12 protein-coding genes and 2 rRNA genes (1 of these 14 running past the window's edge) are annotated in these 14,475 nt (G+C 71.4%); 2 read left to right on the forward strand and 12 right to left on the reverse strand.

All coding sequences use genetic code 11. The annotated features are described in order from the left end of the window. Positions 1-107: 107 nt before the first annotated feature. From recN to ACWH4W_RS28185, 4 genes are all read right to left on the reverse strand, one after another. Positions 108-1,850, reverse strand: a complete 1,743-nt coding sequence (gene recN, locus ACWH4W_RS28170) for a DNA repair protein RecN (RefSeq protein WP_473078627.1) — start codon at positions 1,848-1,850, stop codon at positions 108-110. Positions 1,851-2,041: 191 nt separating this feature from the next. Further along, entirely contained in the window at positions 2,042-2,947 is a 906-nt protein-coding gene (locus tag ACWH4W_RS28175) for an NAD kinase (RefSeq protein ID WP_473078628.1), read from the reverse strand. Beyond that, positions 2,944-3,759 carry a TlyA family RNA methyltransferase gene (locus tag ACWH4W_RS28180; RefSeq protein ID WP_473078629.1) on the reverse strand — a complete coding sequence of 272 codons (816 nt, stop codon included), beginning with the start codon at positions 3,757-3,759 and terminating at the stop codon, positions 2,944-2,946. The genes ACWH4W_RS28175 and ACWH4W_RS28180 overlap by 4 nt, the downstream gene beginning before the upstream one ends. A 7-nt stretch (positions 3,760-3,766) precedes the next feature. Continuing rightward, positions 3,767-4,132: a hypothetical protein gene (locus ACWH4W_RS28185; RefSeq protein WP_473078630.1), complete on the reverse strand. Its 366-nt coding sequence runs from the start codon at positions 4,130-4,132 to the stop codon at positions 3,767-3,769. Positions 4,133-4,174: 42 nt separating this feature from the next. Between ACWH4W_RS28185 and ACWH4W_RS28190 the strand changes: the two genes are divergently transcribed. Then, positions 4,175-4,522, forward strand: coding sequence for a sterol-binding protein (locus ACWH4W_RS28190; protein WP_473078631.1), 348 nt, complete (start codon positions 4,175-4,177; stop codon positions 4,520-4,522). Between the two features lie 158 nt (positions 4,523-4,680). On the opposite strand, the gene ACWH4W_RS28195 is transcribed toward ACWH4W_RS28190, so the two are convergent. From ACWH4W_RS28195 to ACWH4W_RS28210, 4 genes are all read right to left on the reverse strand, one after another. Then, positions 4,681-5,526 carry an ABC transporter ATP-binding protein gene (locus ACWH4W_RS28195; RefSeq protein ID WP_473078632.1) on the reverse strand — a complete coding sequence of 282 codons (846 nt, stop codon included), beginning with the start codon at positions 5,524-5,526 and terminating at the stop codon, positions 4,681-4,683. Beyond that, on the reverse strand, positions 5,523-6,560 hold the full coding sequence (locus ACWH4W_RS28200) for a FecCD family ABC transporter permease (protein ID WP_473078633.1): 1,038 nt from the start codon (positions 6,558-6,560) through the stop codon (positions 5,523-5,525). Before ACWH4W_RS28200 ends, ACWH4W_RS28195 begins: the two co-directional genes overlap by 4 nt. Then, complete coding sequence (locus tag ACWH4W_RS28205) at positions 6,557-7,600, reverse strand: FecCD family ABC transporter permease (protein ID WP_473078634.1); 1,044 nt, start codon at positions 7,598-7,600, stop codon at positions 6,557-6,559. Before ACWH4W_RS28205 ends, ACWH4W_RS28200 begins: the two co-directional genes overlap by 4 nt. Before the next feature lie 67 nt (positions 7,601-7,667). After that, positions 7,668-8,696 (reverse strand): HAD-IIA family hydrolase, encoded by a 1,029-nt coding sequence (locus tag ACWH4W_RS28210; RefSeq protein WP_473078635.1) that lies wholly within the window; start codon positions 8,694-8,696, stop codon positions 7,668-7,670. Positions 8,697-8,768: 72 nt separating this feature from the next. Between ACWH4W_RS28210 and ACWH4W_RS28215 the strand changes: the two genes are divergently transcribed. Beyond that, positions 8,769-10,061, forward strand: coding sequence for a DUF1015 family protein (locus tag ACWH4W_RS28215; protein ID WP_473078636.1), 1,293 nt, complete (start codon positions 8,769-8,771; stop codon positions 10,059-10,061). A gap of 83 nt (positions 10,062-10,144) precedes the next feature. On the opposite strand, the gene ACWH4W_RS28220 is transcribed toward ACWH4W_RS28215, so the two are convergent. The 4 genes from ACWH4W_RS28220 to ACWH4W_RS28235 all read right to left on the reverse strand — a co-directional run. Continuing rightward, the gene (locus ACWH4W_RS28220; protein ID WP_473079281.1) at positions 10,145-10,888 is read right to left on the reverse strand and encodes a tetratricopeptide repeat protein; all 744 of its coding nucleotides are present in this window, start codon (positions 10,886-10,888) and stop codon (positions 10,145-10,147) included. Continuing rightward, on the reverse strand, positions 10,780-11,781 hold the full coding sequence (locus ACWH4W_RS28225; RefSeq protein WP_473079305.1) for a hypothetical protein: 1,002 nt from the start codon (positions 11,779-11,781) through the stop codon (positions 10,780-10,782). Before ACWH4W_RS28225 ends, ACWH4W_RS28220 begins: the two co-directional genes overlap by 109 nt. Positions 11,782-12,067: 286 nt before the next feature. Continuing rightward, positions 12,068-12,184, reverse strand: a 5S ribosomal RNA gene (gene rrf, locus ACWH4W_RS28230). Between the two features lie 106 nt (positions 12,185-12,290). After that, positions 12,291-14,475: ribosomal RNA gene (locus ACWH4W_RS28235) — 23S ribosomal RNA — on the reverse strand (it continues 942 nt past the right edge of the window).

Below are 14,475 nucleotides of genomic sequence, written 5' to 3' on the forward strand. Positions count from 1 at the left end.
CATGCCAGCACGCCCGGCAGTTCCGGGAAACGCTCCGGCGTACGCCGGGGTCCACACCTGATGACACATCACCCGTACGGATGACGGAAGATCTCCTTCCGGCCGGGTCAGGCGTCCACCCGCGCCGCCGCCAGCAGCTCCTCCGCGTGCGCCCGCGCCGTCTCGGAGTCCTCCTGGCCGGCCAGCATCCGCGACAGCTCCCGTACGCGGTCCTCGCCCTCCAGCACCTTCACGCCGGACCGGGTGACCGAGCCGTCGCTGGTCTTCTCCACCAGCAGCTGCCGGTCGGCGAACGCGGCCACCTGCGGCAGGTGCGTGACGACCACGACCTGCGCCTTCTTCGCCAGACGGGCGAGACGCCGCCCGATCTCCACCGCCGCCTTGCCGCCGACGCCGGCGTCCACCTCGTCGAACAGGTACGTCGGCACCGGGTCGGTCCCGGCGAACACGACCTCCACGGCCAGCATCACGCGCGACAGCTCACCGCCCGAGGCGCCCTTGGCGATCGGCCGGGGCGGCGCCCCGGGGTGCGGAGCCAGCAGCAGCTCGACCTCGTCCACACCCGACGGCCCGTACGCCACCGTGCGCCCGTTCACCTCGACGCCGTCGGGGTCCTCGGTCTGCCGGATGTCGAACGACACGCGTGCGTGCGGCATGGCGAGCGACGCCAGCTCCTCCGTCACGGCCGCCGCGAACCGCTCCGCGGCCTCCGCCCGTGCCTCCGACAACTCCTGTGCCAGCGCGCCCAGTTCGGCGCGGAGCGCATCACGCTCGGCGGTCAGCTCGCCGATCCGCTCGTCGTCGCCCTCCAGCTCCACGAGGCGCGCGGCGCTCCGCTCCGCCCACGCCAGCACCTCGGCGGCGTCCTCGCCGTACTTGCGGGTCAGCCCGTTCAGCGCCGCCCGGCGCTCCTCGACCGCCGCCAGCCGCAGCGGGTCCGCGTCCAGGTCGTCGGCGTAACCGGCCAACTCGCCCGCGACGTCACGCAGCAGGATGCCGATCTCCCCGATCCGGTCGGTCAGCGCGGCCAGCGCCGGGTCGTGCGCCCGCACGGCGTCCAGGGCCCGCTGGGCGCCCGCGACGAGCGTCCCGGCGTCCACGCCCTCCGGGTCCTCCGGGTTGCCCGCCAGCGCGGCGTGCGCGACCGCGGCGGCCGACCTCAGCGCCTCGGCGTGCCCGAGCCGCTCCGCCTCCTCCGCCAGCTCCGCGTCCTCGCCCGCACGCGGCTCGACCGCGGCGATCTCCTCGAGCCCGAAGCGCAGCATGTCGGCCTCCTGGGCCCGCTCCCGCGCACGGGTGGTGATCTCCTCCAGCTCCGCGGTGACCGCCCGCAGCCGCTTGTACGCCTTCGCGTACGCGCCGAGCGGCACGGCGACCGCGTACCCGGCGTACCGGTCGAGCGCCTGCCGTTGCCGGGACAGCTTCAGCAGCCCCTGCTGGTCGCTCTGTCCGTGCACGGCCACCAGGTCGTCGGCGAGCTCCGCCAGCAGTCCCACGGGCACACTGCGCCCGCCCAGGTGCGCCCGCGACCGCCCCTCGGCCGAGACGGTACGGCTGACCAGCAGCGTCCCCTCGTCGAGCTCGGCCCCGGCCTCCTCGGCGCGCACGACGGCCGGCGAACCCTCGGGCACGGCGATCCGCCCCTCGACCACGGCGTTGCGCGCGCCGATCCGCACCAGCGCCGCGTCCGCGCGCCCGCCGAGCAGCAGGCCCAGGCTCGTGACCACCATGGTCTTGCCCGCCCCGGTCTCGCCGGTCACGGCGGTGAAGCCGGGCGACAGCTCGACGACGGCGTCGTCGATGACACCGAGCGACCGTATCCGCATCTCCTCCAACACCCTCCAGACCATACGAGGTCCCGCACGTGTTGTGCGACGCCACCCCGCCCCGCGGGCGCCGCGGCGGACCGTGACATGCCGGGACGTCACTCGTCGAACGGGTGTTCCCAGCCCTCGCGGGAACGGTCCGGGCGTCCCCGTTCCCGACGGCGTCCGGACACGGTGCCCCCGCGCACGCGGGGACCTGGCGCGGCGCCGCGGCCCTACTGCGGCGCCCCCCGCCACCCCGACACCGGGAGGGCGAACTTCGCGACCAGGCGGTCGGTGAAGGAGGCGTGGTGCAGCCGGGCCAGCCGTACCGGCACGGTTCCCCGCCGCACCTCCACGCGCGCCCCGGCCGGCAGCTCGACCGTGCGGCGCCCGTCGCACCACAGCACGCCCGGCGGGACGTGCGGCAGCACCTCCACCGCCAGCACCGAGTCCGGCGAGGTCACCAGCGGCTTGGCGAACAGCGCGTGCGCGCTGATCGGCACCATCAGCAACGCCTCGACCTCCGGCCACACCACGGGCCCGCCCGCGGAGAACGCGTACGCGGTGGACCCGGTGGGCGTGGCGCACACGATGCCGTCGCAGCCGAAGCCGGTCACCGGCCGCCCGTCGATCTCCAGGACGACCTCCAGCATCCGCTCGGCGGACACCTTCTGCACGGCCGCCTCGTTCAGCGCCCAGTCGGTGTGCACGATGTCGCCGTTGCGGTGCACCACGACGTCGACGGTCATCCGCTCCTCGACCTCGTACGCCCGGCTCACCACCCGGTCGACGACCTTCTCCAGGTCGTCCCGCTCGGCCTCGGCGAGAAAGCCCACACGGCCGAGGTTGACGCCCAGCATCGGCACCCCGGACGCGCGGGCGAACTCGGCGCCGCGCAGCAGCGTGCCGTCACCGCCGAGGACGATCAGCAGCTCGCAGTCGTCCAGGCACTGCGGGGTGGCCTCCTCGACCGTCTCCACGTCGTCCGGGAGCGGCAGGTCGCGGGCCTCCTCCTCCAGGACCCGCACCCCGAGCCCGGAGCGCAGCAGGCCCCTGACCACGAGCTCGGCGCTGCGGATGGCCGCGGCCCGCCCGGTGTGGGCCAGCAGGAAAACAGTACGAGCACGGTTCTGTGTCAACGCGGCCCCTCCGCCACAGCACGGTCAACGTCGGCCGGGTCCAGTTCCGGTGCCCCGGCCCGCAGCCACAGGAAGTATTCGACGTTCCCGGAGGGTCCGGGCAGCGGACTGGCCGTCACGCCCTTCGCCCCGAGCCCCAGCTCCCAGGCCCTGGCGGCCACCTCCCGGACCGCTTCCGCGCGCAGTTGCGGGCTGCGTACGACACCGCCGCTGCCCAGCCGCTCCCTGCCCACCTCGAACTGCGGTTTCACCATCATCACCAGATCGGCGTCCGGCGTCACGCACCGCTTCAGAGCGGGCAGCACCAGTCCGAGCGGGATGAACGACAGATCCCCCACGACAAGATCCACTGGCTCCCCGTCGATGACCTCGAGCGTCAACTCCCGCACATTCGTACGATCCTTGACCGTCACGCGTTCATCCTGCTGGAGGGACCAGGCGAGTTGTCCGTATCCGACGTCCACCGCGACCACGTGCGCGGCCCCCGCCCGCAGCAGCACGTCGGTGAAACCGCCGGTGGAGGCGCCCGCGTCGAGGGCCCGCCGTCCCTTCACGACCAGCCCCCGCGGCAGGAAGGCGTCCAGTGCCCCGGCCAGTTTGTGACCGCCGCGCGAAACGTAGTCGGGGTCGCCGGCGTCCTCGGCGACCACGATCGCGGCCGCGGTCTCCACCTGGGTGGCGGGCTTGGTCGCCACCGTCCTGCCCACGCTGACCCGCCCGGCGGCGATCAGCTGGCTGGCGTGCTCGCGCGAGCGCGCCAGCTTGCGGCGGACCAGCTCCGCGTCGAGACGGCGGCGTGCGACTCCTGCCACGTTCGGTTCAGCTCCTGTGTCCGTGTGCCGGCTGGGACGGGCGCCCCGACGGACCCCGGTGCGGGGCGGCGGGCGGGGGACCCGGGCGGGCGTCGAGCGCGGTGAGCGCGTCGCGCAGCCCCCGGTGTACATCCTCGTACACCTCGAGGTGGCCGTCGGTGGTGAGGTGGTCGGCGTCGGCCAGCCGCTCCACGTGGGCGTCGACCTCGGCGTTCCCGGTGGGGATGCGCGGCACGCCCAGGGGGGCGGGCCCGGCGGGTACGGCGGGCTCGTCGTCGTACGGCGGCCGCGGCGCCCCGGACGCCCCCGGCCCCTCCCGCGGGTCGCCGGCGTCCGGCTCCGTGTCCGCCGCCTGCGGCACTGCGTCGTTCATGCCCCGACGCTACCGTGAACCGCTGGGGTACCGTCGTGCGCGATGGCCACGATCGAGCAGTGCCGGGCGGCACTCGACAAGCTTGCGGACAGCATGGGGACCGCCGAGGGCGACGTCCGCGCGGCGGCGTCGACGGAGCGGTCGGTCAGCTGCCACGTCACGGACCTGGACGTGACCTTCGCGGGCCGGCTCACCGGCGGCCGGATCGCGGTGCGGGACACCTTCCCCGGCCCGCCGCGCGAGAAGGCGCAGATACGGCTCGCCATGACGGGCGACGACCTGGTGGCCCTGGTGGACGGGACGCTGCACTTCGCCCGTGCCTGGGGGTCGGGCCGGGTGCGGCTGGAGGCGGGTCTGCGTGACCTGTTCCGGCTCCGCAAGCTCCTGTGACGGGAGTCACCCGGGCGCGCGAGGCGTACGGACTCGGCCCGGCCGGTCCGGCGCACCACGGCGGCGCACAGCTCGACGAGCGCCGGCTCGGCGGGGCCGTCGGGCAGCACGGCGCACGCCTCCTCCGCGGGGCGCACGGCGTCCCGGCCGCACCCGCTTCACACCTTCGCGGCCGCCGCCCGGGACGCGCGGGCCGCCGGGACCACCAGCGGGGTGCCCGTCTCGGGGTCGTCGATGACCTGGCAGCGCAGCCCGAAGACCTCCTCCACCAGCTCGGCGGTGACGATGTCCTTCGGGGCGCCCTGGGCGATGACCCGGCCGGCCCGCAGGGCGATCAGATGGGTGGCGTACCGGGCGGCGTGGTTGAGGTCGTGCAGGACGGCGACGAGGGTGCGGCCCTGCTCCTCGTGCAGGTCGGCGCACAGGTCGAGCACGTCGATCTGATGCTGGATGTCCAGGTAGGTGGTCGGCTCGTCGAGCAGCAGCAACGGCGTCTCCTGGGCCAGCGCCATGGCGATCCACACCCGCTGCCGCTGCCCTCCGGACAGCTCGTCGACGTAGCGGTCCGCGAGGTCGGCGACGCCGGTGCGGGCCATGGACTCCTGGACGACCCGCTCGTCCTCGGCGGACCACTGGCGCAGCAGGCTCTGGTGCGGGTAGCGGCCGCGGGCGACCAGGTCGCCGACGGTGATGCCGTCGGGCGCGATGGACGACTGCGGCAGCAGGCCGAGGGTGCGGGCGACCTTCTTGGCGGGCATCGCGTGGATGGCCTGCCCGTCCAGCAGCACCCGGCCCTCGGTGGGCCTGAGCATGCGGGACAGGGCGCGCAGCAGGGTGGACTTGCCGCAGGCGTTGGGGCCGACGACGACGGTGAAGGAGTGGTCCGGTATCTCCACCGACAGCTGTTCGGCGATGACCCGCTGGTCGTAGGCCAGAGTGACGTTCTCGGCGGACAGGCGGTTCACGGTGCTCCTTCGAGTGTTCTTCCGGTCGGCGCGGCTCATATCCGGCCCGCCCTGCGCTCGGTGACCAGCAGCCACAGCAGGTAGACACCGCCGAGCACGCCGGTGACCACGCCCACGGGCAGCTGGTCGGCGCCGAACGCCCGCTGGGAGACGAAGTCGGCGAGGATCAGCAGGGCGGCGCCCATGCACATCGAGGCGACCAGATTCGGGCCCGGCGAGCGGGTCAGGCGCCGGGCGAGCTGCGGCGCGGTGAGCGCGACGAAGCTGACCGGTCCGGCGGCGGCGGTCGCGGACGCGGTGAGCAGCACGGCGGACAGCATCAGCACCAGCCGGAGCCGCTCGACGCGCACGCCGAGGGCGTGGGAGACGTCGTCGCCCATCTCCGTCATCCGCAGGGCGCGGGAGTTGGCGAGGACGACCGGGACGAGGACGGCGCACAGCGCGAGCAGCGGCCACACCTGGTCCCAGTCCCGCCCGTCGAGGGACCCGGTCATCCAGACCACGGCACGGGCCGCGTCGACGATGTCGGACCTGGTGAGCAGATAGCCGTTGACGGCCGTGACGACCGCCGCGACGCCGATGCCGACCAGCACCAGCCGGTAGCCGTGCACGCCCTGCTTCCACGCGAGGACGTAGATGGCGGCGCCGGTGAGCAGGCCGCCGGCGAGCGCGCCGAGGGCCACCTGGTTGGCGCTGCCGGAGAACAGCACGATCACGGTGAGCGCGCCGGCCGTGGCGCCCTGGCCGAGGCCCAGGATGTCCGGGCTGCCCAGCGGGTTGCGGGAGATGGACTGGAACAGCGCGCCGCCGATCCCGAGGGAGGCGCCGACCAGCAGCCCGACCAGGACCCGCGGCAGCCGCAGCTCGGTGACGATGAACTCCTGCCCCTCGTCGCCCTGGCCGACGAGGGCCGCCAGCACGTCGGAGGCGGACATCGGGAAGTCGCCGGTGCCGATGAGCAGCACGCTCGCACCGAGCGCCAGCAGCATCAGCAGCACGACGACGGTGAAGGCACGCACGTCCAGCCGGACCGAGAGGCCGCCGGGGACGCGCACCGCACGGTTGGTCTTCACAGCTGGGCCGTCCTCCGCCGTCGTACGAGAAGAATGAAGACCGGGCCGCCGATGACCGCGGTGACGATGCCGACCTGGAGTTCGGCCGGCCGGGCCACGATCCGGCCGAGCACGTCGGCGCCGAGCAGCAGCACGGGCGACAGGACCGCCGCGTACGGCAGGATCCAGCGCTGGTCGGGCCCGGTGAAGGAGCGGATCACGTGCGGCACCATCAGGCCGACGAAGACGATCGGCCCGCACGCGGCGGTCGCCGCGCCGCTCAGCATCGTCGCGACCAGCATGGACAGCGCGCGGGTGCGGTTGAGGTCGGCGCCGAGGGCCTTGGCGGTGTCGTCGCCCATGGCCATGGCGTTCAGCGGCCGGGCGAGGGTCAGCGCCAGCAGACTGCCGACGACCAGGAACGGCACCACCTGCATGACGGCCTCGTCGCTGCCGGAGGCGAGCGAGCCGACCGTCCAGAAACGCATCCGGCCGAGCGCGGCGTCGTCCAGGATCATCACGGCCTGGAGGTAGCCGTGGAGGGCGGCGGTGATGGCCGTGCCGGCCAGCACCAGCCGTACCGGGGTCGCGCCCCGGCGGCCGCCGAGGAACCACACGACCGCGCCGACGGCGGCCGCGCCGAAGAACGCGAACCACACGTACCCGGACAGGGAGGTGACGCCGAAGAAGGTGATGGCGGTGACGACCGCGGCGGAGGCGCCCGCGTTCAGGCCGAGGAGTCCCGGGTCCGCCAGCGGGTTGCGGGTCAGCGCCTGCAGCACGGCCCCGGCGAGGCCGAGGGCGGCGCCGGCGAGCAGGCCCAGCAGGGTGCGGGACAGCCGGTCGGCCACGACGGTGTCGGTGTAGGTGCCCGACGCGTCGAACAGTCCGTGCCAGACCTGCTCCAGGGACAGTTCCTTCGCGCCGACCGCGATGCTCGCCAGCGCGACGAGCACCAGGACCGCGAAGGACACGAGCAGACCGAGCGCGCGGATCGCCCGGCGGCCGCGGGGCGCGGAGGCGGTCTCCGCGCGCTGTTCGGGGGGACTCTCGACCAACACCCGGTTAGGCTAGCCTATCCTCCGCTCGGGGCAAGATCCGGAAACCGTCCCGTTCCCGTCAGGGCCGTCACAGCCCCAGCCGCGCCAGCGCCTTCCCCGGGTCCACAGCGCACGCCTCGTCGCCCGCCGCCGTCCAGGCCGCCGCGCACAGCGCCCGCAGCCCGTCCACGGGGACGCCGTCCCCGTCCAGCTCCAGCCGCCCGGCGACGACCGCCGCCGTCCAGCCGCCGCACCGGAACCCGCCGCCGGCCTCGACGACCTCGGGCTGACCGGTGAGCAGCCCCCGCAGATCGGCGTCCACGTACGTCGGCCGGTGGTGCGGCGGCGCCGCGAGGAGCCGCGCTCCGTCGGTCACCCCGGTGAGCACCAGCAGCGAGTCCACCCCGCCGTTGAACGCCCCCTCGATGTCCGTGTCCAGCCGGTCCCCCACCACCAGCGGCCGCTCGGCGCCCGTACGCAGGACCGTCTCGCGGTGCATCGGCGGCAGCGGCTTGCCCGCCACCTGCGGCTCGGCGCCGGTGGCGATCCGTACGACCTCGACCGCCGCGCCGTTGCCGGGCGCGATGCCCCGGCCGCTGGGGATCGTCAGGTCGGTGTTGGACGCGAACCACGGCACTCCGCGCGCCACGGCGTAGCTCGCCTCGGCGAACCGGCCCCACGGCAGCTCCGGACCGCCGTACCCCTGCACGACCGCCACCGGGTCGTCGTCCGCCGACTCCACCGGCACAAGACCGCGCTCCCGCAGCGCCACCCGCAGGCCCTCGCCGCCCACCACCAGCACCCGCGAGCCCTGCGGCACCTGGTCGGCGACGAGCCGCGCCACCGCCTGCGCGGAGGTGATCACGTCACCGGCCCCGGCCGGTACGCCCAGCTCGGTCAGGTGCGCGGCGACGGCGTCGGGCGTGCGCAGCGCGTTGTTGGTCACGTAGGCGAGACGCATGCCGCCGTCGCGGGCCGCGGCGAGGGAGGGGACCGCGTGTTCGATGGCGTCGCCGCCCGCGTACACCACTCCGTCGAGGTCGAGCAGCGCCGTGTCGTACGCCTCGCTCAGGGCCTGCCCACTGCCCTCGGGCCTCGTCCTGACGCTCCGGCTCATTCCGCATCGCTCCTCGTTCGACGGCTTTCCCCCGATCATCCCCCATGCGGCCGGCACCCGTACGATGCCGGGATGAACACTGCAGGTCACTCGAAGGCAACGGCGCCCCGAGGGCTGGAACTCACCCCGTTCCGCGGCCTCCGGTACGACCCCGACCGGGTCGGCAGCCTGGCCGCCGTGACATCCCCGCCCTACGACGTCGTGGTCCGCCCCGACGGCCTGCACCACCTCCAGTCCGCCGACCCGTACAACATCGTCCGCCTGATCCTGCCCGAGGCCGCCACGCCCGCGGAGCGCAACGCCCAGGCCGCCGGGACGCTCCGCCGCTGGCGCGCCGAGGGCGTCCTCACCGCCGACCCGGAACCCGCCCTGTACGTCTACGAGCAGCGCGACGGCGACGGCCTGGTGCAGCGGGGCGTGATCGGCGCACTGCGCGTCTCCGACCCGGAGGAGCGGCTGGTGCTGCCGCACGAGGACGTCATGCCGCACATCGTCGCGGACCGCGCGGACCTGATGCGGGCCACCAGCGCGAACCTCGAACCACTGCTGCTCACCTACCGGGGCGACGGCACGGCCACCGCGACGGCCGCTCTGATCGAGCGCACGGCCGGACAGCCGCCGCTCCTGGCGACCACCACCGAGGACGGCGTCCACCACCGCCTGTGGTCCGTCACCGACCCCGCCGACCTGGCGGTGATCCGCGGTGAGCTCTCCGGCCATCAGGCCCTGATCGCCGACGGCCACCACCGCTGGGCGACCTACCGCCGGCTGCGCGCGGAGCACCCCTCCCCCGGCCCCTGGGACCACGGCCTGATCCTCCTGGTCGACACCGCCCGCTACCCGCTGCGGGTCCGCGCCATCCACCGCCTGCTGCACCACCTGCCGGTCGCCGAGGCCCTGGAAACGCTCGACGGCTCCTTCCGTGTCCGCCGCCTGGACGGACCGCTGCCGAAGGCGATGGACGCTCTGGCCGAGGCGGCGGCGGAGGGCAACGCCTTCCTCCTCACCGGGGACGACGGCGCCTTCCACCTCGTCGACCGGCCCGACCCCGCGCTGCTGGACCGCACGGTGCCGGCGGACCGCCCGGAGGCCTGGCGCTCCCTCGACGCGACGGTCCTGCACGCCACGCTCCTCGACCACGTCTGGCGCGTCCCCGACGACCCCGCCCACATCGCGTACATCCACGACACGGCGGCCACGGTGGACAAGGCCCGGCGGGACGGCGGGACGGCGGTGCTGATGCACCCCGTCCACGAGGACGTGGTCCGCGACCTGGCCCGCCAGGGGGTGACGATGCCCCGCAAGTCGACGTCGTTCGGCCCGAAGCCGGCGTCGGGTCTGGTGCTGCGCGCCCTGGACCTCTGAGGCGCCCGGAAACGCGAAGAGGGGCGGGCCCCGGCTGCGTGCCGGGGCCCGCCCCTCTTCATCCGCGCCGTACCGCACGGACGTCAGTCCTTGTCGTCGTCCCGCGCGCCCTGCTCGTCACGGCCGGTGGCGCTCTCGTCCTCGTCCTCGACGAGGGCGTCCATGAACTCCACGCCGTCCAGCTCGGCCAGCCGGTCGGAGGCGTCCGTGCTGCCGTCCCGGTCGGCCTCGACGGCCTTGGCGAACCACTCGCGCGCCTCGCCCTCACGGCCGGCCGCGAGCAGCGCGTCGGCGTACGCGTACCGCAGACGCGCGGTCCACGGCTGCACGGAGTTCGACGCCAGCTCGGAGCTCTGCAGGGTGACGATGGCCGCGTCCAGCTGGCCCATGTCACGCCGGGCGCCGGCCGCGACGAGACGCATCTCGACCTGACCGGCCTTGTCCAGCTTCTGCACCTCGGGGGCGCCGGCCATGTCCAGCGCCTTCTCCGGCCGTCCGAGCCCGCGCTCGCAGTCCGCCATCAGCGGCCACAGCTCCACGGTCCCGGTCATCCGCCGCGCGGCCCGGAACTCGGCGAGCGCCTCGCCGTACTTCTGCGTCGCGTACGCGGCGAACCCGGCGGCCTCCCGCACGGCGGCCACGCGCGAGGCGAGACGCAGAGCGATGCGGGAGTAGGCGTAAGCGCCCTCGGGGTCCTCGTCGATGAGCCGGGCGACCATCACCAGGTTCTTGGCGACGTCTTCGGCGAGCGTCTTGGGCAGGCTCTGCAGCTCCTGCCGGACGTCCTTGTCGATCTCCTCGCCGGTGACGTCCTCGGGGATCGGCAGCCGCTTGATGGGCTCGCGGTCACGGTCCCGCTCGTCGCGGAACCGGCCGCCACCGCCCTGACGGTCGTCGCGCCCACGGAATCCACCGGGACGGCCGCCCCGGTCGTCGCGCCGCGGCCCCCGGCCCCGGTCGTCGCGGCCACGGAAGCCGCCACGGTCCCGGTCCCGGTCGTCCCGCCGGAAGCCGCCACCACGCGAGTCGCGGTCACCGCGGGAGTCGGTACGGCTGTCGCCGCCGCGCCGGAAACCACCCCGGTCGCCGCGCTCGGGGCGGTCGTCCCGTCGGCCATACCCACGGTCGTCGTCGCGGCGGAAACCGCCGCGGTCGCGGTCGCGGTCGCCGCGCTCGGGACGGTCGTCACGGCGGAAACCGCCACGGTCGCCGCGATTGTCATCACGACGGAAACCACCACGGTCACCGCGGTTGTCGTCACGGCCGCGGTAACCACCACGGTCCCGGTCATCACGACGATCATCGCGCCGGTCGTCCCTGCGGTCGTCCCGCCGGTCATCCCTGCGGTCGTCCCTGCGGTCGTCCCTGCGGTCGTCCCGTCGGCCATACCCACGGTCGTCGTCGCGGCGGAAACCGCCGCGGTCGCGGTCGCGGTCGCCGCGCTCGGGACGATCGTCACGGCGGAAACCGCCACGGTCGCCGCGATTGTCATCACGACGGAAACCACCACGGTCACCGCGGTTGTCGTCACGGCCGCGGTAACCACCACGGTCCCGGTCATCACGACGATCATCGCGCCGGTCATCACGACGATCATCGCGCCGGTCGTCCCTGCGGTCGTCCCGCCCTCGGTACCCTCCGCGCTCGCCCCCACGGCTGTCGTCGCGCCCACGGAAGCCGCCACGCTCGGGCCGGCCACCGCTGCGGTCGCGGTCGTCACGGCGGAAGTCCCGGTCGCGGTCATCACGACGGAAGGGAGGACGATCGCCGTCCCTGCGGAAACCACGGTCGCGGTCGTTGCCGCGCCGGGGGCCGCCGCGCTGGCCGCCACGGTCCCCGCGGTCCGAGCGGTCACCACTGTCCCGTCGCCGCTGATCGCGCTCCGGTCGGTCGTCGGGAGAGTTGGTGGACATGGGTGACTCCTGTCTCGGGTACTGCAAGCATAAATACAAAAAGGACCCCTGGCCCCAGCTGAACGCTGGCGACCAGGGGTCCTTCCAAAAATTGTTCGGCGGCGTCCTACTCTCCCACAGGGTCCCCCCTGCAGTACCATCGGCGCTGTAAGGCTTAGCTTCCGGGTTCGGAATGTAACCGGGCGTTTCCCCTACGCTATGACCACCGAAACCCTAATGGTTTCGAGCGAACAAGCACACTCTTCTGTTGTATGTGTTCTGCTCAAAGCCGACAACGGTCGTTGTCTCAGAACTAACACAGTGGACGCGAGCAACTGAGGACAAGCCCTCGGCCTATTAGTACCGGTCAACTCCACACGTTACCGTGCTTCCATATCCGGCCTATCAACCCAGTCGTCTACTGGGAGCCTTACCCCATCAAGTGGGTGGGAGTCCTCATCTCGAAGCAGGCTTCCCGCTTAGATGCTTTCAGCGGTTATCCCTCCCGAACGTAGCCAACCAGCCATGCCCTTGGCAGAACAACTGGCACACCAGAGGTTCGTCCGTCCCGGTCCTCTCGTACTAGGGACAGCCCTTCTCAAGACTCCTACGCGCACAGCGGATAGGGACCGAACTGTCTCACGACGTTCTAAACCCAGCTCGCGTACCGCTTTAATGGGCGAACAGCCCAACCCTTGGGACCGACTCCAGCCCCAGGATGCGACGAGCCGACATCGAGGTGCCAAACCATCCCGTCGATATGGACTCTTGGGGAAGATCAGCCTGTTATCCCCGGGGTACCTTTTATCCGTTGAGCGACGGCGCTTCCACAAGCCACCGCCGGATCACTAGTCCCGACTTTCGTCCCTGCTCGACCCGTCGGTCTCACAGTCAAGCTCCCTTGTGCACTTACACTCAACACCTGATTGCCAACCAGGCTGAGGGAACCTTTGGGCGCCTCCGTTACCCTTTAGGAGGCAACCGCCCCAGTTAAACTACCCATCAGACACTGTCCCTGATCCGGATCACGGACCCAGGTTAGACATCCAGCACGACCAGACTGGTATTTCAACGACGACTCCACCCGAACTGGCGTCCAGGCTTCACAGTCTCCCAGCTATCCTACACAAGCCGAACCGAACACCAATATCAAACTGTAGTAAAGGTCCCGGGGTCTTTCCGTCCTGCTGCGCGAAACGAGCATCTTTACTCGTAGTGCAATTTCACCGGGCCTATGGTTGAGACAGTCGAGAAGTCGTTACGCCATTCGTGCAGGTCGGAACTTACCCGACAAGGAATTTCGCTACCTTAGGATGGTTATAGTTACCACCGCCGTTTACTGGCGCTTAAGTTCTCAGCTTCGCCCACCCGAAAGTGAGCTAACCGGTCCCCTTAACGTTCCAGCACCGGGCAGGCGTCAGTCCGTATACATCGCCTTACGGCTTCGCACGGACCTGTGTTTTTAGTAAACAGTCGCTTCTCGCTGGTCTCTGCGGCCACCCCCAGCTCAGAGCGTAAAGCCCCTCACCAGGTGTGGCCCCCCTTCTCCCGAAGTTACGGGGGCATTTTGCCGAGTTCCTTAACCATAGTTCACCCGAACGCCTCGGTATTCTCTACCTGACCACCTGAGTCGGTTTAGGGTACGGGCCGCCATGAAACTCGCTAGAGGCTTTTCTCGACAGCATAGGATCATCCACTTCACCACAATCGGCTCGGCATCAGGTCTCACCCCTGATGAGTGGCGGATTTGCCTACCACTCGGGCTACACCCTTACCCCGGGACAACCACCGCCCGGGATGGACTACCTTCCTGCGTCACCCCATCACTCACCTACTACCAGTCTCGGGTCACCGGCTCCACCACTCCGACCTCGTCCGAAGACTCAGCCGGCGGCTTCACGGGCTTAGCATCACTGGATTCGATGTTTGACGCTCCACAGCGGGTACCGGAATATCAACCGGTTATCCATCGACTACGCCTGTCGGCCTCGCCTTAGGTCCCGACTTACCCTGGGCAGATCAGCTTGACCCAGGAACCCTTAGTCAATCGGCGCACACGTTTCTCACGTGTGAATCGCTACTCATGCCTGCATTCTCACTCGTCAACCGTCCACAACTCGCTTACGCGGCTGCTTCACCCGGCAGACGACGCTCCCCTACCCATCACGATCCCCGTTGGGGGTACATATCGCAATGACACGACTTCGGCGGTACGCTTGAGCCCCGCTACATTGTCGGCGCGGAATCACTAGACCAGTGAGCTATTACGCACTCTTTCAAGGGTGGCTGCTTCTAAGCCAACCTCCTGGTTGTCTCTGCGACTCCACATCCTTTCCCACTTAGCGTACGCTTAGGGGCCTTAGTCGATGCTCTGGGCTGTTTCCCTCTCGACCATGGAGCTTATCCCCCACAGTCTCACTGCCGCGCTCTCACTTACCGGCATTCGGAGTTTGGCTAAGGTCAGTAACCCGGTAGGGCCCATCGCCTATCCAGTGCTCTACCTCCGGCAAGAAACACACGAC

This window comes from Streptomyces sp. DSM 120436 (genome assembly GCF_055778765.1).

Bases quoted from the DNA above. Each gene is read 5' to 3' on its own strand.
- ACWH4W_RS28195 (WP_473078632.1), bottom strand. From the start codon at position 5,526: ATGAGCCGCGCCGACCGGAAGAACACTCGAAGGAGCACCGTGAACCGC.
- recN (WP_473078627.1), bottom strand. From the start codon at position 1,850: ATGGTCTGGAGGGTGTTGGAGGAGATGCGGATACGGTCGCTCGGTGTC.
- ACWH4W_RS28190 (WP_473078631.1), top strand. From the start codon at position 4,175: ATGGCCACGATCGAGCAGTGCCGGGCGGCACTCGACAAGCTTGCGGAC.
- ACWH4W_RS28215 (WP_473078636.1), top strand. From the start codon at position 8,769: ATGAACACTGCAGGTCACTCGAAGGCAACGGCGCCCCGAGGGCTGGAA.
- ACWH4W_RS28185 (WP_473078630.1), bottom strand. From the start codon at position 4,132: ATGAACGACGCAGTGCCGCAGGCGGCGGACACGGAGCCGGACGCCGGC.
- ACWH4W_RS28210 (WP_473078635.1), bottom strand. From the start codon at position 8,696: ATGAGCCGGAGCGTCAGGACGAGGCCCGAGGGCAGTGGGCAGGCCCTG.